The organism is Variovorax sp. EBFNA2, assembly GCF_033802765.1.
In the GTDB taxonomy this organism is placed as follows: domain Bacteria; phylum Pseudomonadota; class Gammaproteobacteria; order Burkholderiales; family Burkholderiaceae_C; genus Variovorax; species Variovorax paradoxus_H.
Genome location: NZ_CP138496.1, coordinates 3,512,566 through 3,525,448, shown reverse-complemented (window position 1 = coordinate 3,525,448; position 12,883 = coordinate 3,512,566). Strand labels below are relative to the sequence as shown.

The following is a 12,883-nucleotide window of genomic DNA, read 5'->3' as shown; positions in this document are numbered from 1 at the left end:
CGCAAGTAGCGGGCCAGGAGCGAGGGGCTTTGGCGAGCACGCGATCGGGCGTGTTTCCCTTGCGGGGCGGCGTGTTCGGGGCTGTTGGGGCGCGACGTTCAGGGATTACCCTGATGTTGTCTTTTCATCCCTTGGGCGGGGTCTGGCGCGTTGAAAACGAACGAATTAACTGCGGTGCCGGGGTCGCATGGCGACATTGACGGCCTTCTGGTCAGCCCTGAGTATCCCGAGCGGCGCGTCTTGCGTCGGGGAACGAGGAACCAACATGAGACTGGAATGGCTTCGCCGCGCGCTCGCGGTGATGGGCTGCTGTGTGGTGTTCGCGGGCGTGTCCGCATGCGGTGGCGGAGGGGGCGGTGGCGGGGGCGGTGTGCCGATCCTGCCGCCGACCGCAGGGCCCGTGCCTCAGCAGCCGGCGCCAGCGCCGACACCGACCGACCGTGTGGTGTCCGAATCCATCCAGTCGGGCTTCACAGGCGCGCCTTATCCTCTTTCTGTCTACCTGCCCGCCGGGTACGACCAGGGCACCGATGCCTACCCCGTCATCTATGCGCTCGACGGCGATGCCGTCAACGGCTTGCCGCAAACACGGTTCGCGAATCTCAAGGACATCCTGGTGAAGCGTGGAACGAAGGCCATCCTCGTCGGCATCGGGAACACCGGGCGGCGCCAGGAGGACTACAACTTTCCCGGGGCCTTCAAGTACCACGACTTCCTGGCGAAGGAGCTGATTCCCTTCATCGATTCGAAGTACCGGACCAACCCCAAGAACCGGATGCTCACGGGCCTGTCGACCAGTGGCAACCTGGCGGCCACGGCGCTCTTTCTCGAAGCGCCGGACAACCTGGTGTTTTCTTCCTTCGTGTCGATCGAGGGCGCTTTCTGGCAACAGGAGGCTCAGAACAACGATCTGGAACAGAAGATGTTCGATGCGTTGGCGGGTCGGCCCCTGCCTGTCACGCTGATCCTGGCGAGCTGCATCAGTAGCTGCAATCAACAGTACGTGAAGCAGCTGTACCAACGGATGGCAGCGCGAGGGTACGTCGGGCTGCAGCTCCTGCATACGGAGTTCAACGCCACGCACGTCGGCGCCGATGTGCTGGCGTTCGAAGACGCGGTGGTGCGGATCTACAAATAGGTGCCGTGGCCGCGCTGCGAACCCGAAACTAGGGGTTCGCGCGCGGTGTGCTCATGCGGGCAGCGGTTTGGGTGGGTAGCCCGCCTCTGTCAGCACGGCCATCACGGAAGGGCCGTCTTCGGTGGTGTCGATGCGTACCGTTCTGTTCTTCAAGTCCACCTCGAGCCTGGCCTGCGGGTCGAGGTCTTTGATGGCCTTGGTGATGCGGCCGGCGCAGCTGCCGCAGGTCATCGACTGGATTTCAAACGCTTGCATGAGAGTCGTCCTTTCAAAAGAGTGACGCTCAGTGTCAAGCTTGCCATCGTGTGAAGGTCAAGCGTGGCGAACGCCTGACCCCTGACACGCCAAGGTCATGCGACTGCCTGAGTTTGACTCTCTCATGGTGTCAAGCTTGAGACTTCGCGCTTTGGCTCGAAGGAGAACTCCATGGAACATCCCACGGCGCCGGCTGCTGCGGCGCACTTGTCCCTTGCTGATGTGGTTGCGCGCTCCGGTGCGTCCGCGCAGCTGCTGCAAGACTGCAAATCGCTCGGGCTGCTCGATGACACGGCACACGGCGGCCACTACGACGAACGCGCCGTGTCGACACTGCGCTTTGCGCGGCGGGCGCACACGCTGGGTTTTGATACGCCGGAAGTCGTCGAGCTGCACGCCTTGTGGCAAGACGGGCGCCGCGCAAGCTTCGATGTGAAGCGCGTTGCGCTCGAACGCGCCGACGATCTGGCGCAGCGCATCGAGGAACTCTCACACATGAAGCAATTGCTGGAGCGTCTCGCTCATTGCTGCGAAGGTGACGAGCGCCCCGAATGCCCCATCCTCGATGAGCTTGCGGGGCTCAAGGGATTCGCCGGCTGTGAAGCGCGGCGTGCGTGAAGCCGCCCCTCAACCCGGAATGTTCGGCTCGACCAGCTGGGCCAGCGCGACCAGCGATTCCTGCCAGCCCAGGTAGCACATCTCGACAGGAATCATCTCGGGGATGCCTTCCTGCACGATGGACACGTCCGTGCCGCACGAGACCGCGGTCAGGGTCACGGTGGTCTTCATCGTGCCTGGCAGGTTGGCATCGTCGAAGCTCGCGTCGTAGGCAATGCGCTGGCCTGGAACAAGCTCCAGGTACTTGCCGCCGAACGAATGACTGTGGCCGCTGGTGAAGTTGGTGAAGGACATGCGCCACGCGCCGCCCACCACAGGCTCCATGCTGTGGACCTTGCCGGTGAACCCGAAGGGCGGCAGCCAGCGCTCGAACGCGCTGGCCTCCACGAAGGCGCGGTAGAGCTTGTCGGGGGACGTGCGCAGGACGCGATGCAGACGAACGGTGTTGGTAGCCATGGTTGCTTTCTCCTGAAGTACAGAGGACGACCCTCTGTGATGACGTCGGATGAGCGCGCTGCGATTCGACACGTTCAAGGATCAGGAAAAACCCTGATCCCACACGCCGCGCGTCAATCGATGAATCGCGCCACGATGTCCTCGAACGACGGCAAGTCCATCGGCGTGTGTCCCCCGGGGTAGCCCTTCACGCTCAACTGCAGGCCTTTGTAGTTGCGCGCTGCGATCTTGTCGTGCATGGCTGTGATCTCCGGGCCGCCGGTGTTGGCAACGGCGAAGCCCAACAGCAAGGTCACGGGAATCTCCCGCGTGCTGCTGTTGGCGTACATCTGGCTTTCGAGCGGTTCGAGTTGCGCGCTTGCGCCTTTGACGGGGGGATCGGAGGGGAAGAAGTACTGGAAGGTGAACTTGCCGGCCGCGCCTTCCGTGAAGAAGGCGATGAGCGTGAAGACGCCGCCGTTCGACAGGCCCGAGAGCATGCGCTTGGCCGGGTTGGCGCGGTAGTTCGACTCGACATACGGCACCAGCTGGTCGGTCAGAAAGTCGTGGTACGGCTGGGCGCCGGGCATCAGGTAGTCGGTGTTGCGGCGCGCCGTGCCGCCGATGCCGACCACGATGGCTTTCTTGCCGGCCTTCTCGAGGATGTCGGTGAAGTTCTGGAAGCGCGTCACGCTCTGGTTGAAGATCGCATCGCCATCGGTGATGTAGATCGCGGGGTAGGCCGTCGTCGCGCTGTCGTAGCCGGACGGCAGGTAGATGTGCAGAGGGTAGGTTGCACCCGTGGCCTCCGACTTCACCGAGGCCTGGACCACCCGGCTGCGCCCGGTGTCCGCGGGCGGTGGTGTCGGTGTGCCGCCGACCGGTGGCAACGGCAGCATCGCCGCACCGCCGCCGCCGCCTCCACCCCCTCCGCCGCCGCAACCTGACAACCCCAGCAGCAAGGCACAGCTCGCTGTGAACATGAGCCGGCGAAGAATCCCTCTTGTCTGCATGTGGTGTTCCTTGATGGTGATGGCCGTGGTGGCGGAAGCCGGGCGATCTTAGAGGTGATGGGGGGCCGCTGTCGCGATCGTCTTCTGCATGAACACACTCAACGGATCGTTCGGATAGTCGCCGAAGCGCTCGCGCCGCGCATACCCCGCACGCGCATAGAACGCCAGTGCCTCGGGCTGGCTCACGCCCGTCTCCAGCCGGAACATTGCGCAGCCGCGCGCCGCCGCTTCGCCCTCGAGAAAGCCCAGCACCTTCGCCGCGACGCCTTGCCCGCGGTTCTGCGGGCGCACGTACATGCGCTTGAGTTCGCCGTAGCCGGGGTTCATGACGAGCGCGCCGCAGCCGACGGCCGTGCCCGCGTCGTCGCGCGCGACCGCGAACAGCACATGCGCCGCCGACAGTGCCGCAAGGTCGATGCCGTAGTGGCTCTCGGGCGGGTACAGCGGCTTCTGGTACGCATCGAGGTCGTCGATCAGCTGGATGACGTCGGCCTGGTTCGGGTTTTCAATCGAGATCTGCATCGTTCGATCGTAGCGAGCCGAAGGCCGCAAAGCCCGACGCGCGACGGGGTTCCCCGCGACGGCCAACAATGGCCGCGTCATTCATCCCGTTCGTCTGTTCGTTCGATTCAAGGAGTAGCACTTTGGAATACCGTCATCTGGGCAAATCGGGCCTCAAGGTCCCCGTGCTGAGCTTCGGCACCGGCACTTTCGGCGGCAAGGGCGAGTTTTTCAGCGCGTGGGGCAGCACCGACGTGGCCGAGGCGCGCACGCTGATCGACATCTGCATGGACGCCGGCGTGAACATGTTCGATAGCGCCGACATCTACTCGGGCGGCGCCGCCGAATCGGTGCTGGGCGAGGCGCTCAAGGGCCGGCCGCGCGACCGGCTGCTGATCTCGACCAAGGCCACCTTCCGCAGCGGCGACGGGCCGAACGACGTGGGCTCGTCGCGCCAACACCTCGTGCAGGCGGTCGATGCCTCGCTCAAGCGTCTGGGCACCGACTACATCGACCTGTTCCAGCTGCACGGCTTCGATGCGAGCACGCCGGTCGAAGAAACGCTGTCCACGCTCGACGACCTCGTGCGCGCGGGCAAGCTGCGCTATGTGGGCGCGTCGAACTTCTCGGGCTGGCACCTGATGAAGTCGCTGGCGGTGTCGGAGCAGCGCGGCTATGCGCGCTACGTGGCGCACCAGGCGTATTACTCGCTGGTGGGCCGCGAGTACGAGTGGGAGCTGATGCCGCTGGCGCAAGACCAGGGCGTGGGCGCCGTGGTCTGGAGTCCGCTGGGCTAGGGCCGGCTCACGGGCAAGATCCGCCGCGGCCAACCGCTGCCCGCCAACAGCCGCCTGCACGTGACGGCCGACATGGGCCCGCCCGTGCCCGACGAACTGCTGTATCGCGTGGTCGAGGCGCTCGAAAAAGTCGGCGCCGAGGTCGGCAAGACGGTGCCGCAGGTCGCGCTCAACTGGCTGCTGCAACGCCCGACGGTGTCGAGCGTGGTGGTCGGCGCGCGCGACGAAGCGCAGCTGCGACAGAACCTCGGCGCGGTGGGCTGGAACCTCACGCCCGCGCAGGTCGCTGAACTCGACGCGGCCAGCGCCACGACGCGCGCCTATCCGTACTGGCACCAGCAGGGCTTCCTGGAGCGCAACCCGAACCCCGTCTGACGCGGTTCACCGGTCAGGCGGGTGTCAGCCCCAGCACCCACTGCTTGAACTGCTCCAGCGCCCCGGAGGCCGGCCGGCCTTCGGGGTACGCGAAGTAGTAGCCCTGGTGCACGTCGAGGTGCCGGTCCACAGGAATGACGAGTTCGCCGGTGCGCAGTTCCTGCTCGACCAGGATGCGCGGCGCCAGCCCCACGCCCATGCCCGCCGCCGCGGCGGCCACCACCATGGTGAACAGCTCGTAGCGCGGCCCGCGCGACGCGTGCACCGTGTATTCCCATTCCTGCTGCGCGTACCAGTCGCGCCACGCATGGGCGCGCGTGCTCAGGTGCACATGGCGGCAGCGCTCGAAGCCGGCTTCGTCCCACTGGGCATGCGCGTCGCGGAACGCAGGGCTGCAGATGGGCACCATCTCGCCTTCGGAAAAGATCAGCCCGCCGCGCGTGTTCGGCCAGAACTGGTCTCCGAAGTAGATCGCCGCGTCGTACGCGTGCTCCTGGAACGAGAAGGGCTGCGAGCGCGCCGACAGGTTCACCGTGACGTTCGGGTGCAGCCGGCTGAAATCGGGCAGCCGCGGAATGAGCCATTGCGTGGCGAAGGTCGGCACCACGGCCAGCTCGAGCACGAAGCCCATCTCGTGGCCGGCGCTGATCTCCAGCGTGTCGCGGCGGATCTGGTCGAGGTGGCGGCGGATGCGTGCGGCGTACTCGCGACCCACGTCGGTGAGCGTCAGCCGTTTGCGCACGCGCGAGAACAGCGGCACGCCCAGGCGCTGCTCCAGCATCGCCACCTGGCGGCCGACGGCGCTTTGCGTGAGCGCCAGCTCGGTCGCCGCGCGGGTGAAGCTCCCCAGGCGTGCCGAGGCCTCGAAGGCCTGCAGCGCGCCGAGGTTGGGAATGTCTTTTCTCATCGCGCTATTCTGGCGGGAGCGTGCGCAGCCCCGGCAACGGCCGGGGCCAGGCACCGAAGACACGGAAAGGCATCTCATGCGGCGTGTGGCGATCATCGGCGGCGGGGCCATCGGCTCGGCCATCGCGTACTTCCTGGGCGCCGACCCGGCAGGCGAGGCCTTCGACATCACGGTGGTGGAGCGCGACTTCTCGTACCGGCAGGCCTCGTCGGCGCTGTCGGCCAGCTCGATCCGCCAGCAGTTTTCCACCGCCATCAACATCGAGATGTCGCTGTACGGCATCGACTTCTTTCGCACGCTCGGCGAGACGCTGCGCGTGGGCGACGACGTGCCGGACATTGGCCTCGTCGAGCCCGGCTACCTGTACCTGGCCTCGGCGGCAGGTGTCGACGTGCTGCGAGAGAACCACGCGATGCAGAAGGCGCACGCAGTGGACGTGGCGCTGCTGACGCCCGATGAACTGAAGGCGCGCTTCCCGTGGCTCTCGACCGAGGGCATCGCGCTCGCATCGCTCGGCCTTTCGGGCGAGGGCTGGTACGACGGCTACAGCCTGCTGCAGGCCTTTCGCAAGAAGGCCGCATCGCAGGGCGCACGGTACGTGCAGGCGCATGCCATGGGGCTGTGCCGCAAAAGCCGCAGCGTGACCGGCGTGCAACTCGACCACGGCGAGACGATCGACGCCGACATCGTCGTCAACGCCGCCGGCGCCTGGGCCGCGAAGGTGGCCGAATGGGCGGGCATCGACCTGCCGGTGCGGGGACGACGCCGCAGTGTGTTCAGCTTCTCATGCCCCGAGACCTTGCCCGGCTGCCCGCTGGTCATCGACACCTCCGGCATCTGGCTGCGGCCCGAAGGTCGCCAGTTCATCTGCGGCTTTGCGCCGCCGGAAGACCAGGACCCCGACGACGCGCCACTCGAAGTCGACCACGAGGCCTTCGACAGCTTCATCTGGCCGACGCTGGCCGAACGCATTCCGGCCTTCGAAGCCGTCCGCATGACGGGCGCCTGGGCCGGCTATTACGAGATGAATCTGTTCGACCACAACGCGATCCTCGGCCTGCACCCGGACTGCGACAACCTCTACTTCGCGAACGGCTTTTCGGGTCACGGGCTGCAGCAGTGCCCGGCGGTGGGGCGGGGTATCGCCGAGCTGATCCGCTTCGGTGACTACCGCAGCCTCGACCTGTCGCCGCTGTCGTTCGCGCGCATCCTGGAGAACCGGCCGTTGATCGAGAAGAACATCATCTAGCGTTGTTGCTCCGCCGGCTTGATGTCCCCCACGGGCGACAGCAGCGCCGGATCGAAGGCGGCGAGCGCGCGGCCTTCCTTGAGTCGCTTCGGCCAGTCAGCGTTCGACAGCGCGCCCCGTCCCAGTGCCACGAAATCGGCGCCCTCCGCGAGCGCTGCTTCGGCGCGCCGCGGGTCGTGCAGGCTGCCGTTGGCGACGATCGCAATCCTTGGCGCATGGTGGCGCGCGAGCTGCAGCAGGCTCGGCCCCGCAGCATCGCCGAAGGCCGGGCGCCAGGCTTCGAATTCGGTGATGTGCAGGTAGTCGATGCCGCTGTGCGCCAGCGCCCCGAACACCGTCGCCGCACCGGCTTCGGTTTCCGGCCACTTGTGGCTGAAGTCGTTGACCTTGCCTTGCGAGATGCGCACGCCGACCGGCGCCGATGCGCCCAGCATCTGCCGCACGGCGCGCACCACCTCGACGGTCAGCTGCACGCGCTGCGCGAGGGCGCCGCCCCAGCGGTCGGTGCGCGTGTTGGTGTGGCCGGTCATGAACTGGTCGAGCAGGTAGCCGTTCGCGCCGTGAATCTCCACGCCGTCGAAGCCCGCCACCTCCATCGCCAGCAGCGCGGCCCGGGCGAAGCCGCGAATCGCCTCGGCGATGTCCGCATCGTTCATTGCGTGGGGCTCTGGGTACTCGCCTTCGCCGCGGTAGGCCGTCATCTGCGTGCCGCGGGGGCGAATCGCCGACGGTCCCGCCGTGTGGTCGCGAAAGCGGTTGAACTGCGACAGCGCGCCCGCATGCATGAGCTGCGCGATGACGCGCCCGCCCGCGCCCTGGATCGCCTTCACCACCGGCTGCCACGCGCGGGCTTGTTCGCGATCGCTCAGGCCGGGCTGGCGGAAATAGCCTTGCGAATACGCCGCGTCGGTGTAGATGCCTTCGGTGATGAGGAGGCCGAAGCCGCCCCGCGCAAAGCGTTCGTAGTAGCGCGCCATGGTGCCGTTGGCGTGGCCCTCGGGCGAGGCGCTGACGCGCGTCATCGGCGCCACGGCCAAGCGGTTGGGCAACTGCAGTCCGTTCAAATTCGTTGGCGCGAACAGCGGTGTGCTCATCGCGCGTCTCCGGGTGCGACGGCGATGGCCTCGATCTCGATCATCGCGTCGGGCGAGTACAGGCCCGAGACCTCGACGATGGTGTCGGCCGGGTAGGGCGCCGAAAACCATTGGCGGCGCAGTTCGACGATCTTCGGAAAGTGGCTCATCGAGGTCAGGAAGATCGTCACCTTGACCACGCTGCCCAGGCCCGTGCCGGCGGCTCGCAACACGCGGTCGAGGTTCTTGAAGGCCTGCTCGGCCTGGCGGTCGAAGTCGCCCTTGCCGACGATCTCACCGTCGTCACCGATGGCAGCCTGGCCGGACACGAAGACCAGGTTGCCGAGCTGGATGGCCTGCGACAGCAGGAAGGGCGCGTAGGGGTCAGGTTGCGTATGGATTTGCTTGGGTTGCAGTTGCATGACGGGTGCCTTTGATGGTGAATTTCAGATCAGCCGTGGAAGTGTTTTCTTCCTGCGACCACTGGAATTTAGGGATGAAGAGGGCGCCCGACAAAGGCTGATTTTTCAGTCGATGGATGAGTTGAGCTAATCTGTCCGCATGCGAAGACTTCCTCCCCTGGGCGCATTGCGCGTGTTCGAGGCCGCGGCGCGTCGGCTGAGCTTCAAGGCGGCGGCCGACGAGCTGCACGTCACGCCGACCGCCGTCAGCCACCAGATCAAGCAGCTGGAAGAAGCGCTCGACGTGCGCCTGTTCGAACGCGGCACGCGGCAGGTTCACCTGACGGCCGCCGGCCATCAGCTGTTCCCCGCGCTGCGCGACGGCTTTGACAGCTTCGAGCGCGCCGTCGACGGCGTGCGCCGACTCAAGGGCACGCGCATCGCCACGCTGTCGTCCACGGTCGGTTTCATGGCCCGCCGGCTGGCGCCGCGTGCGGGAACGTTTCGCGACCTGCATCCCGAATGGACGCTGCGGCTGGACGCCACCAACCAGGTTGTCGACCTCGACACCGAGGCCGACGCGGCCATCCGCTATGGCAACGGTCGTTATGCCGACCTGGTCGTCGAGCCGCTGTTTCAGGACCACTACGCGCCGGTCTGCAGCCCCGCGCTGGCGGTCGCGGCCAGGAAGGACCTGCGCGCCGTTTCGCTGATTCACTTCGAATGGGGGCGCGCGGGGCGCGACGAAACGCTGGCGCCGGTGTGGCGCACGTGGCTCGCGCGCGCGGGCCGCACCGACGTCGATGCGCAGGCCGGCCTGTCGTTCACCGAAGAGATTCACGCGGTGCAGGCCACGGTCGCGGGGCAGGGCGTCGGCCTGCTGAGCCTGGCGCTGGTGGCCGACGAGCTCGCGTCGGGCCTGCTGGTGCAGCCCTTCGCGCTGTCGGTCGAAAGCTACCGCTACGACCTCGTGTACAGCCCGCGCGCCGCGAGCCGGCCCGCGACGATGGTGCTGCGCGACTGGGTGCACCGCGAGTTCGGCGCCACGCCGGTCCCGCAAGCGACAGCACCCGCGCTACAGCCCGGAAAGAAGGCATAGTGGCAGGCATGACTGCCCAGACCCTGTACGCGCAGAAGCGCGTCTTAGCCGCCGATGCCGTGCGCCAGGTGCGCAACGGCGACATGATCATCGTGCCCACCGGCGTCGGCGAACCGCCGTCGCTGCTCACGGCGTTGTCCGAGCAGCGCCGCGACTTCCGCGACGTGAAGGTCGCGCAGATTCTTGCGATGCGCAAGTACGCCTACATCGACCCGGAGACGGTCGAGCATGTGCGCCACGTCGCGCTGTTCTTCGGCGGCGCCACGCGCGCCGGCGGGCAGGCCGGCTGGATCGACTTCATTCCCAACTACTTCTCCGAGATTCCCGCGCAGATCGATCGGGGGCAGATCGCGGCCGACGTTGTGTTCAGCATGGCCTCGCCGATGGACGCGCACGGCTACTTCGCGCTGAGCCTGGGCCCCGACTACACGATGGCCGCCGTGGCGAAGGCGCGCGCGGTCGTGCTCGAGGTGAACCCGAACGTGCCCTATGCGCACGGCAATTGCCACGTGCACATCTCGCAGGTGGCGGCGCTCGTCGAGAGTACCGAGCCGGTGATGGAAGTCGGCCTGCCCAAGATCGGCCCGGTGCAGGAAGCCATCGGCAGGCACGTGGCCGACCTGATCGACGACGGCGCCACCTTGCAGATCGGCTACGGCGGCATTCCCGACGCGGTGGTGATGCAGCTCACGGGCAAGCGCGACCTGGGCATCCACACCGAGATGATCGGCGACGGCATCCTCACGCTGGTGGAAAGCGGCGCGGTCACCAACCGCCGCAAGAATTACCTGCCGGGCAAGTCGGTCGCAACCTTCGCGCTGGGCTCGAACAAGCTGTACCGCTTCATGGACCGCAACCCGGGGCTGGAGATGCATCCGGTCAACTTCACCAACGACCCGGCGCTGGCGGGGCTCAACGACAACCTCATCGCCATCAACGCCACCATGCAGATCGACCTGCTGGGCCAGTGCGGCTCCGAGAGCCTGGGCCATGCGCCGTACTCGGGCACGGGCGGGCAGTCGGACTTCGTGCGCGCTGCCAATCGCTCGCGCGGCGGCAAGGCCTTCATCGTGCTGCCCTCGACGGCGAAGAACGACACCATCTCGCGCATCGTGCCGTCGCTGTCGCCGGGCACGCATGTGAGCACGAGCAAGAACGACATCAACTACGTCGTCACCGAATACGGTGTGGCGCAGCTGCGCGGCAAGTCGGCCAAGCAGCGCGCGCAGGAGCTGATTGCGATTGCGCATCCGAACTTCCGGGCGGAGCTGATGGAGCAGGCGAAGCAGGCCAGGCTGCTTTGAATTTCACAGGGCGGTGGGAGTGACTTAGGGCACTCCTGCGCGGCCCGGGCGACGGCTACATTCGCTGCGATGAGCATCTCGTTGCGACACCTTTTTCTGCTGGGCGCGGCCTGCGTGTTGTCTGGCACGGCGCTCGCCTGCAGCGGGCCGGGCCAGCCCGGATGCCCGCCGCCGAACGCGCCGGGCTGGCCCCACAACAGCCGGCCGCCACCCCGGGACCCCGTGCTCGTGATCCCCGGCGGCACGGGCCGTTACAGCGACCCCGACGAGTACCTGGCGCCCCCACCGCCGGACCCCACCTTCTCGTACAAGTGGGGTGCGTATGTCATCGACAAGTCGAAGGGTGCTTTCGGCGGCGTCGACAACCGGGCGACCCAGGCCGACGCCGAAAGCAACGCCATCGCCCAGTGCGTGGGCAACGGCGGCACCGCCACCGGCTGCCGCAGCATGACGCTGGTCTGGCAGGAAGGCTGCGGCGTGGTCGTGATGGGCCGCAACGTGCTCTCGATGAAAGCCAACAAGCTGCAGAGCGCGGCACAGGCGGAAGCGATGGCGGAATGCTCCGCGCACGCGAAGGACTGCAAGGTCGTCACCGCGCGCTGCAACGCGCTGGTCGTCAATCGCTGATCAGCTGGCCTTGGCCGCCCGCACCAGCGACGGCGTGGCCTTGTAGCTCTCGGGGAACAGCTTCTTCAGGTCGTCGATCTTCGGCAGGTCGTGCATCACGATGTAGGGCTGGTTGGGGTGCAGCGTGAGGTAGTCCTGGTGGTAGTCCTCGGCCGCATAGAAGGGCTTGGCCGTCTCGACCGTGGTGGCCAGCGGCTTGTTGCCGAAGGTCTTGGCCTGGTTCAGTTGGGCGATGTAGGCGTTGGCGATGCGGGCCTGCTCGGCGTTTTCGGCGAACACGGTGGAGCGGTACTGCGGGCCGGTGTCGGGGCCCTGGCGGTTGAGCTGGGTGGGGTCGTGCGCCACCGAGAAGTAAATCTGCAGCAGCTTGCCGTAGCTGACCTTGCGCGGGTCGTAGCTGATGCGCACGGCCTCGGCATGGCCGGTGCGGCCGGAGCCGACCTCGTTGTAGCGCGCGGTGCGGGCCTCGCCGCCCGCATAGCCCGAGAGCGCATTGCTCACGCCCTCGATGCGCTGGAACACGCCCTGCACGCCCCAGAAGCAGCCGCCTGCGAACACGGCGGTGGCGGTGGTGGCGTCGGCGGGTGTGGCCAGGTCGACCGTCGGCGCGGGCACGCGGCGCGTGGTCTCTGCAAAGGAAGGGGCCGCGTGCCAGGCGAAAGCGGCGGCGGCGAGCGTGCCGGCGGCGATGGCGAAGGATTTCATGGCGGTCTTTCGTAGGGAACGCAGATGAGAGAGACAGTGGCCCCGATCCCGCCGGCCGTCAATGGCGGCGGGTCGGGCGGAAAAAGAGGCTTACTTCTTCATCTCGTCCTTGCCCATCGCGTCCTTCTTCATTTCATCCTTGCCCATGGCATCTTTCTTCATGCCGTCCTTGGCCATGCCGTCCTTCTTCATGGCGTCCTTGCCCATGGCGTCTTTCTTCATCCCGTCCTTGGCCATGCTGTCCTTCTTCATGCCGTCCTTGGCCATGTCGTCCGCGGCAAAGGCCGAGGCACCGGCGAAGGCCATGCAGGTGGCGAGGAGGGTGGCGGTGAGCTTGTTCATTTGAATCTTCCTGAGTTGAGGTTGGGTTTCTTTGTCATCAAGAT

Annotated in this window: 15 protein-coding genes and 1 pseudogene; 7 read left to right on the top strand and 9 right to left on the bottom strand. The window is 66.7% G+C overall.

All coding sequences use genetic code 11. The features are described 5' to 3' along the window. The first annotated feature begins 187 nt into the window (after positions 1-187). Positions 188-1,138, top strand: coding sequence for an alpha/beta hydrolase-fold protein (locus RZE79_RS16525; protein ID WP_319355452.1), 951 nt, complete (start codon positions 188-190; stop codon positions 1,136-1,138). A gap of 51 nt (positions 1,139-1,189) precedes the next feature. Here RZE79_RS16525 and RZE79_RS16520 read toward each other — a convergent pair whose 3' ends face one another. Then, entirely contained in the window at positions 1,190-1,393 is a 204-nt protein-coding gene (locus tag RZE79_RS16520; RefSeq protein WP_319355451.1) for a heavy-metal-associated domain-containing protein, read from the bottom strand. 171 nt (positions 1,394-1,564) lie between these two features. On the opposite strand from RZE79_RS16520, the gene RZE79_RS16515 reads away from it, so the two are divergent. Further along, positions 1,565-2,011 carry a MerR family DNA-binding protein gene (locus RZE79_RS16515; protein ID WP_319355450.1) on the top strand — a complete coding sequence of 149 codons (447 nt, stop codon included), beginning with the start codon at positions 1,565-1,567 and terminating at the stop codon, positions 2,009-2,011. Between the two features lie 9 nt (positions 2,012-2,020). Here the strand turns inward: RZE79_RS16515 and RZE79_RS16510 are convergent, their stop codons facing one another. The 3 genes from RZE79_RS16510 to RZE79_RS16500 all read right to left on the bottom strand — a co-directional run bounded on the left by RZE79_RS16510 (position 2,021) and on the right by RZE79_RS16500 (position 3,981). Next, the gene (locus RZE79_RS16510) at positions 2,021-2,467 is read right to left on the bottom strand and encodes an SRPBCC family protein (protein ID WP_319355449.1); all 447 of its coding nucleotides are present in this window, start codon (positions 2,465-2,467) and stop codon (positions 2,021-2,023) included. A gap of 113 nt (positions 2,468-2,580) precedes the next feature. Next, positions 2,581-3,459, bottom strand: coding sequence for an alpha/beta hydrolase-fold protein (locus tag RZE79_RS16505; RefSeq protein ID WP_319355448.1), 879 nt, complete (start codon positions 3,457-3,459; stop codon positions 2,581-2,583). Positions 3,460-3,507: 48 nt separating this feature from the next. Continuing rightward, a complete protein-coding gene (locus RZE79_RS16500; protein ID WP_319355447.1) occupies positions 3,508-3,981 on the bottom strand; it encodes a GNAT family N-acetyltransferase in 474 nt (157 codons plus the stop codon). 122 nt (positions 3,982-4,103) lie between these two features. Between RZE79_RS16500 and RZE79_RS16495 the strand changes: the two are divergent. Next, positions 4,104-5,132: pseudogene (locus tag RZE79_RS16495) on the top strand (aldo/keto reductase). Between the two features lie 13 nt (positions 5,133-5,145). Here the strand turns inward: RZE79_RS16495 and RZE79_RS16490 are convergent. Then, positions 5,146-6,039 carry a LysR substrate-binding domain-containing protein gene (locus RZE79_RS16490; protein WP_319355446.1) on the bottom strand — a complete coding sequence of 298 codons (894 nt, stop codon included), beginning with the start codon at positions 6,037-6,039 and terminating at the stop codon, positions 5,146-5,148. Between the two features lie 76 nt (positions 6,040-6,115). Here RZE79_RS16490 and RZE79_RS16485 point away from each other — a divergent pair, with 76 nt between their 5' ends. Beyond that, the gene (locus RZE79_RS16485) at positions 6,116-7,288 is read left to right on the top strand and encodes an FAD-binding oxidoreductase (protein WP_319355445.1); all 1,173 of its coding nucleotides are present in this window, start codon (positions 6,116-6,118) and stop codon (positions 7,286-7,288) included. Here RZE79_RS16485 and RZE79_RS16480 read toward each other — a convergent pair. Beyond that, positions 7,285-8,382: an NADH:flavin oxidoreductase gene (locus tag RZE79_RS16480; protein ID WP_319355444.1), complete on the bottom strand. Its 1,098-nt coding sequence runs from the start codon at positions 8,380-8,382 to the stop codon at positions 7,285-7,287. The two genes, RZE79_RS16485 and RZE79_RS16480, sit on opposite strands and share 4 nt — an antisense overlap. Then, on the bottom strand, positions 8,379-8,783 hold the full coding sequence (locus RZE79_RS16475) for a RidA family protein (RefSeq protein ID WP_373696483.1): 405 nt from the start codon (positions 8,781-8,783) through the stop codon (positions 8,379-8,381). Before RZE79_RS16475 ends, RZE79_RS16480 begins: the two co-directional genes overlap by 4 nt. Positions 8,784-8,922: 139 nt before the next feature. Between RZE79_RS16475 and RZE79_RS16470 the strand changes: the two genes are divergently transcribed. From RZE79_RS16470 to RZE79_RS16460, 3 genes are all read left to right on the top strand, one after another. Further along, a complete protein-coding gene (locus RZE79_RS16470; protein WP_319355443.1) occupies positions 8,923-9,861 on the top strand; it encodes a LysR substrate-binding domain-containing protein in 939 nt (312 codons plus the stop codon). Between the two features lie 8 nt (positions 9,862-9,869). Further along, a complete protein-coding gene (locus RZE79_RS16465; protein ID WP_319355442.1) occupies positions 9,870-11,165 on the top strand; it encodes an acetyl-CoA hydrolase/transferase C-terminal domain-containing protein in 1,296 nt (431 codons plus the stop codon). A gap of 81 nt (positions 11,166-11,246) precedes the next feature. Beyond that, entirely contained in the window at positions 11,247-11,792 is a 546-nt protein-coding gene (locus RZE79_RS16460; RefSeq protein ID WP_319355441.1) for a DUF4189 domain-containing protein, read from the top strand. Here the strand turns inward: RZE79_RS16460 and msrA are convergent, their stop codons facing one another. Together msrA and RZE79_RS16450 are read right to left on the bottom strand one after the other, a co-directional pair. After that, a complete protein-coding gene (gene msrA, locus RZE79_RS16455) occupies positions 11,793-12,497 on the bottom strand; it encodes a peptide-methionine (S)-S-oxide reductase MsrA (RefSeq protein ID WP_319355440.1) in 705 nt (234 codons plus the stop codon). It lies immediately after the preceding gene. Positions 12,498-12,587: 90 nt separating this feature from the next. After that, a complete protein-coding gene (locus tag RZE79_RS16450) occupies positions 12,588-12,839 on the bottom strand; it encodes a pentapeptide MXKDX repeat protein (RefSeq protein ID WP_070060850.1) in 252 nt (83 codons plus the stop codon). Positions 12,840-12,883 lie beyond the last annotated feature (44 nt).

Bases quoted from the DNA above. Each gene is read 5' to 3' on its own strand.
- RZE79_RS16525 (WP_319355452.1), top strand. From the start codon at position 188: ATGGCGACATTGACGGCCTTCTGGTCAGCCCTGAGTATCCCGAGCGGC.
- RZE79_RS16520 (WP_319355451.1), bottom strand. From the start codon at position 1,393: ATGCAAGCGTTTGAAATCCAGTCGATGACCTGCGGCAGCTGCGCCGGC.
- RZE79_RS16515 (WP_319355450.1), top strand. From the start codon at position 1,565: ATGGAACATCCCACGGCGCCGGCTGCTGCGGCGCACTTGTCCCTTGCT.
- RZE79_RS16510 (WP_319355449.1), bottom strand. From the start codon at position 2,467: ATGGCTACCAACACCGTTCGTCTGCATCGCGTCCTGCGCACGTCCCCC.
- RZE79_RS16505 (WP_319355448.1), bottom strand. From the start codon at position 3,459: ATGCAGACAAGAGGGATTCTTCGCCGGCTCATGTTCACAGCGAGCTGT.
- RZE79_RS16500 (WP_319355447.1), bottom strand. From the start codon at position 3,981: ATGCAGATCTCGATTGAAAACCCGAACCAGGCCGACGTCATCCAGCTG.
- RZE79_RS16490 (WP_319355446.1), bottom strand. From the start codon at position 6,039: ATGAGAAAAGACATTCCCAACCTCGGCGCGCTGCAGGCCTTCGAGGCC.
- RZE79_RS16485 (WP_319355445.1), top strand. From the start codon at position 6,116: ATGCGGCGTGTGGCGATCATCGGCGGCGGGGCCATCGGCTCGGCCATC.
- RZE79_RS16480 (WP_319355444.1), bottom strand. From the start codon at position 8,382: ATGAGCACACCGCTGTTCGCGCCAACGAATTTGAACGGACTGCAGTTG.
- RZE79_RS16475 (WP_373696483.1), bottom strand. From the start codon at position 8,783: ATGCAACTGCAACCCAAGCAAATCCATACGCAACCTGACCCCTACGCG.
- RZE79_RS16470 (WP_319355443.1), top strand. From the start codon at position 8,923: ATGCGAAGACTTCCTCCCCTGGGCGCATTGCGCGTGTTCGAGGCCGCG.
- RZE79_RS16465 (WP_319355442.1), top strand. From the start codon at position 9,870: ATGACTGCCCAGACCCTGTACGCGCAGAAGCGCGTCTTAGCCGCCGAT.
- msrA (WP_319355440.1), bottom strand. From the start codon at position 12,497: ATGAAATCCTTCGCCATCGCCGCCGGCACGCTCGCCGCCGCCGCTTTC.
- RZE79_RS16450 (WP_070060850.1), bottom strand. From the start codon at position 12,839: ATGAACAAGCTCACCGCCACCCTCCTCGCCACCTGCATGGCCTTCGCC.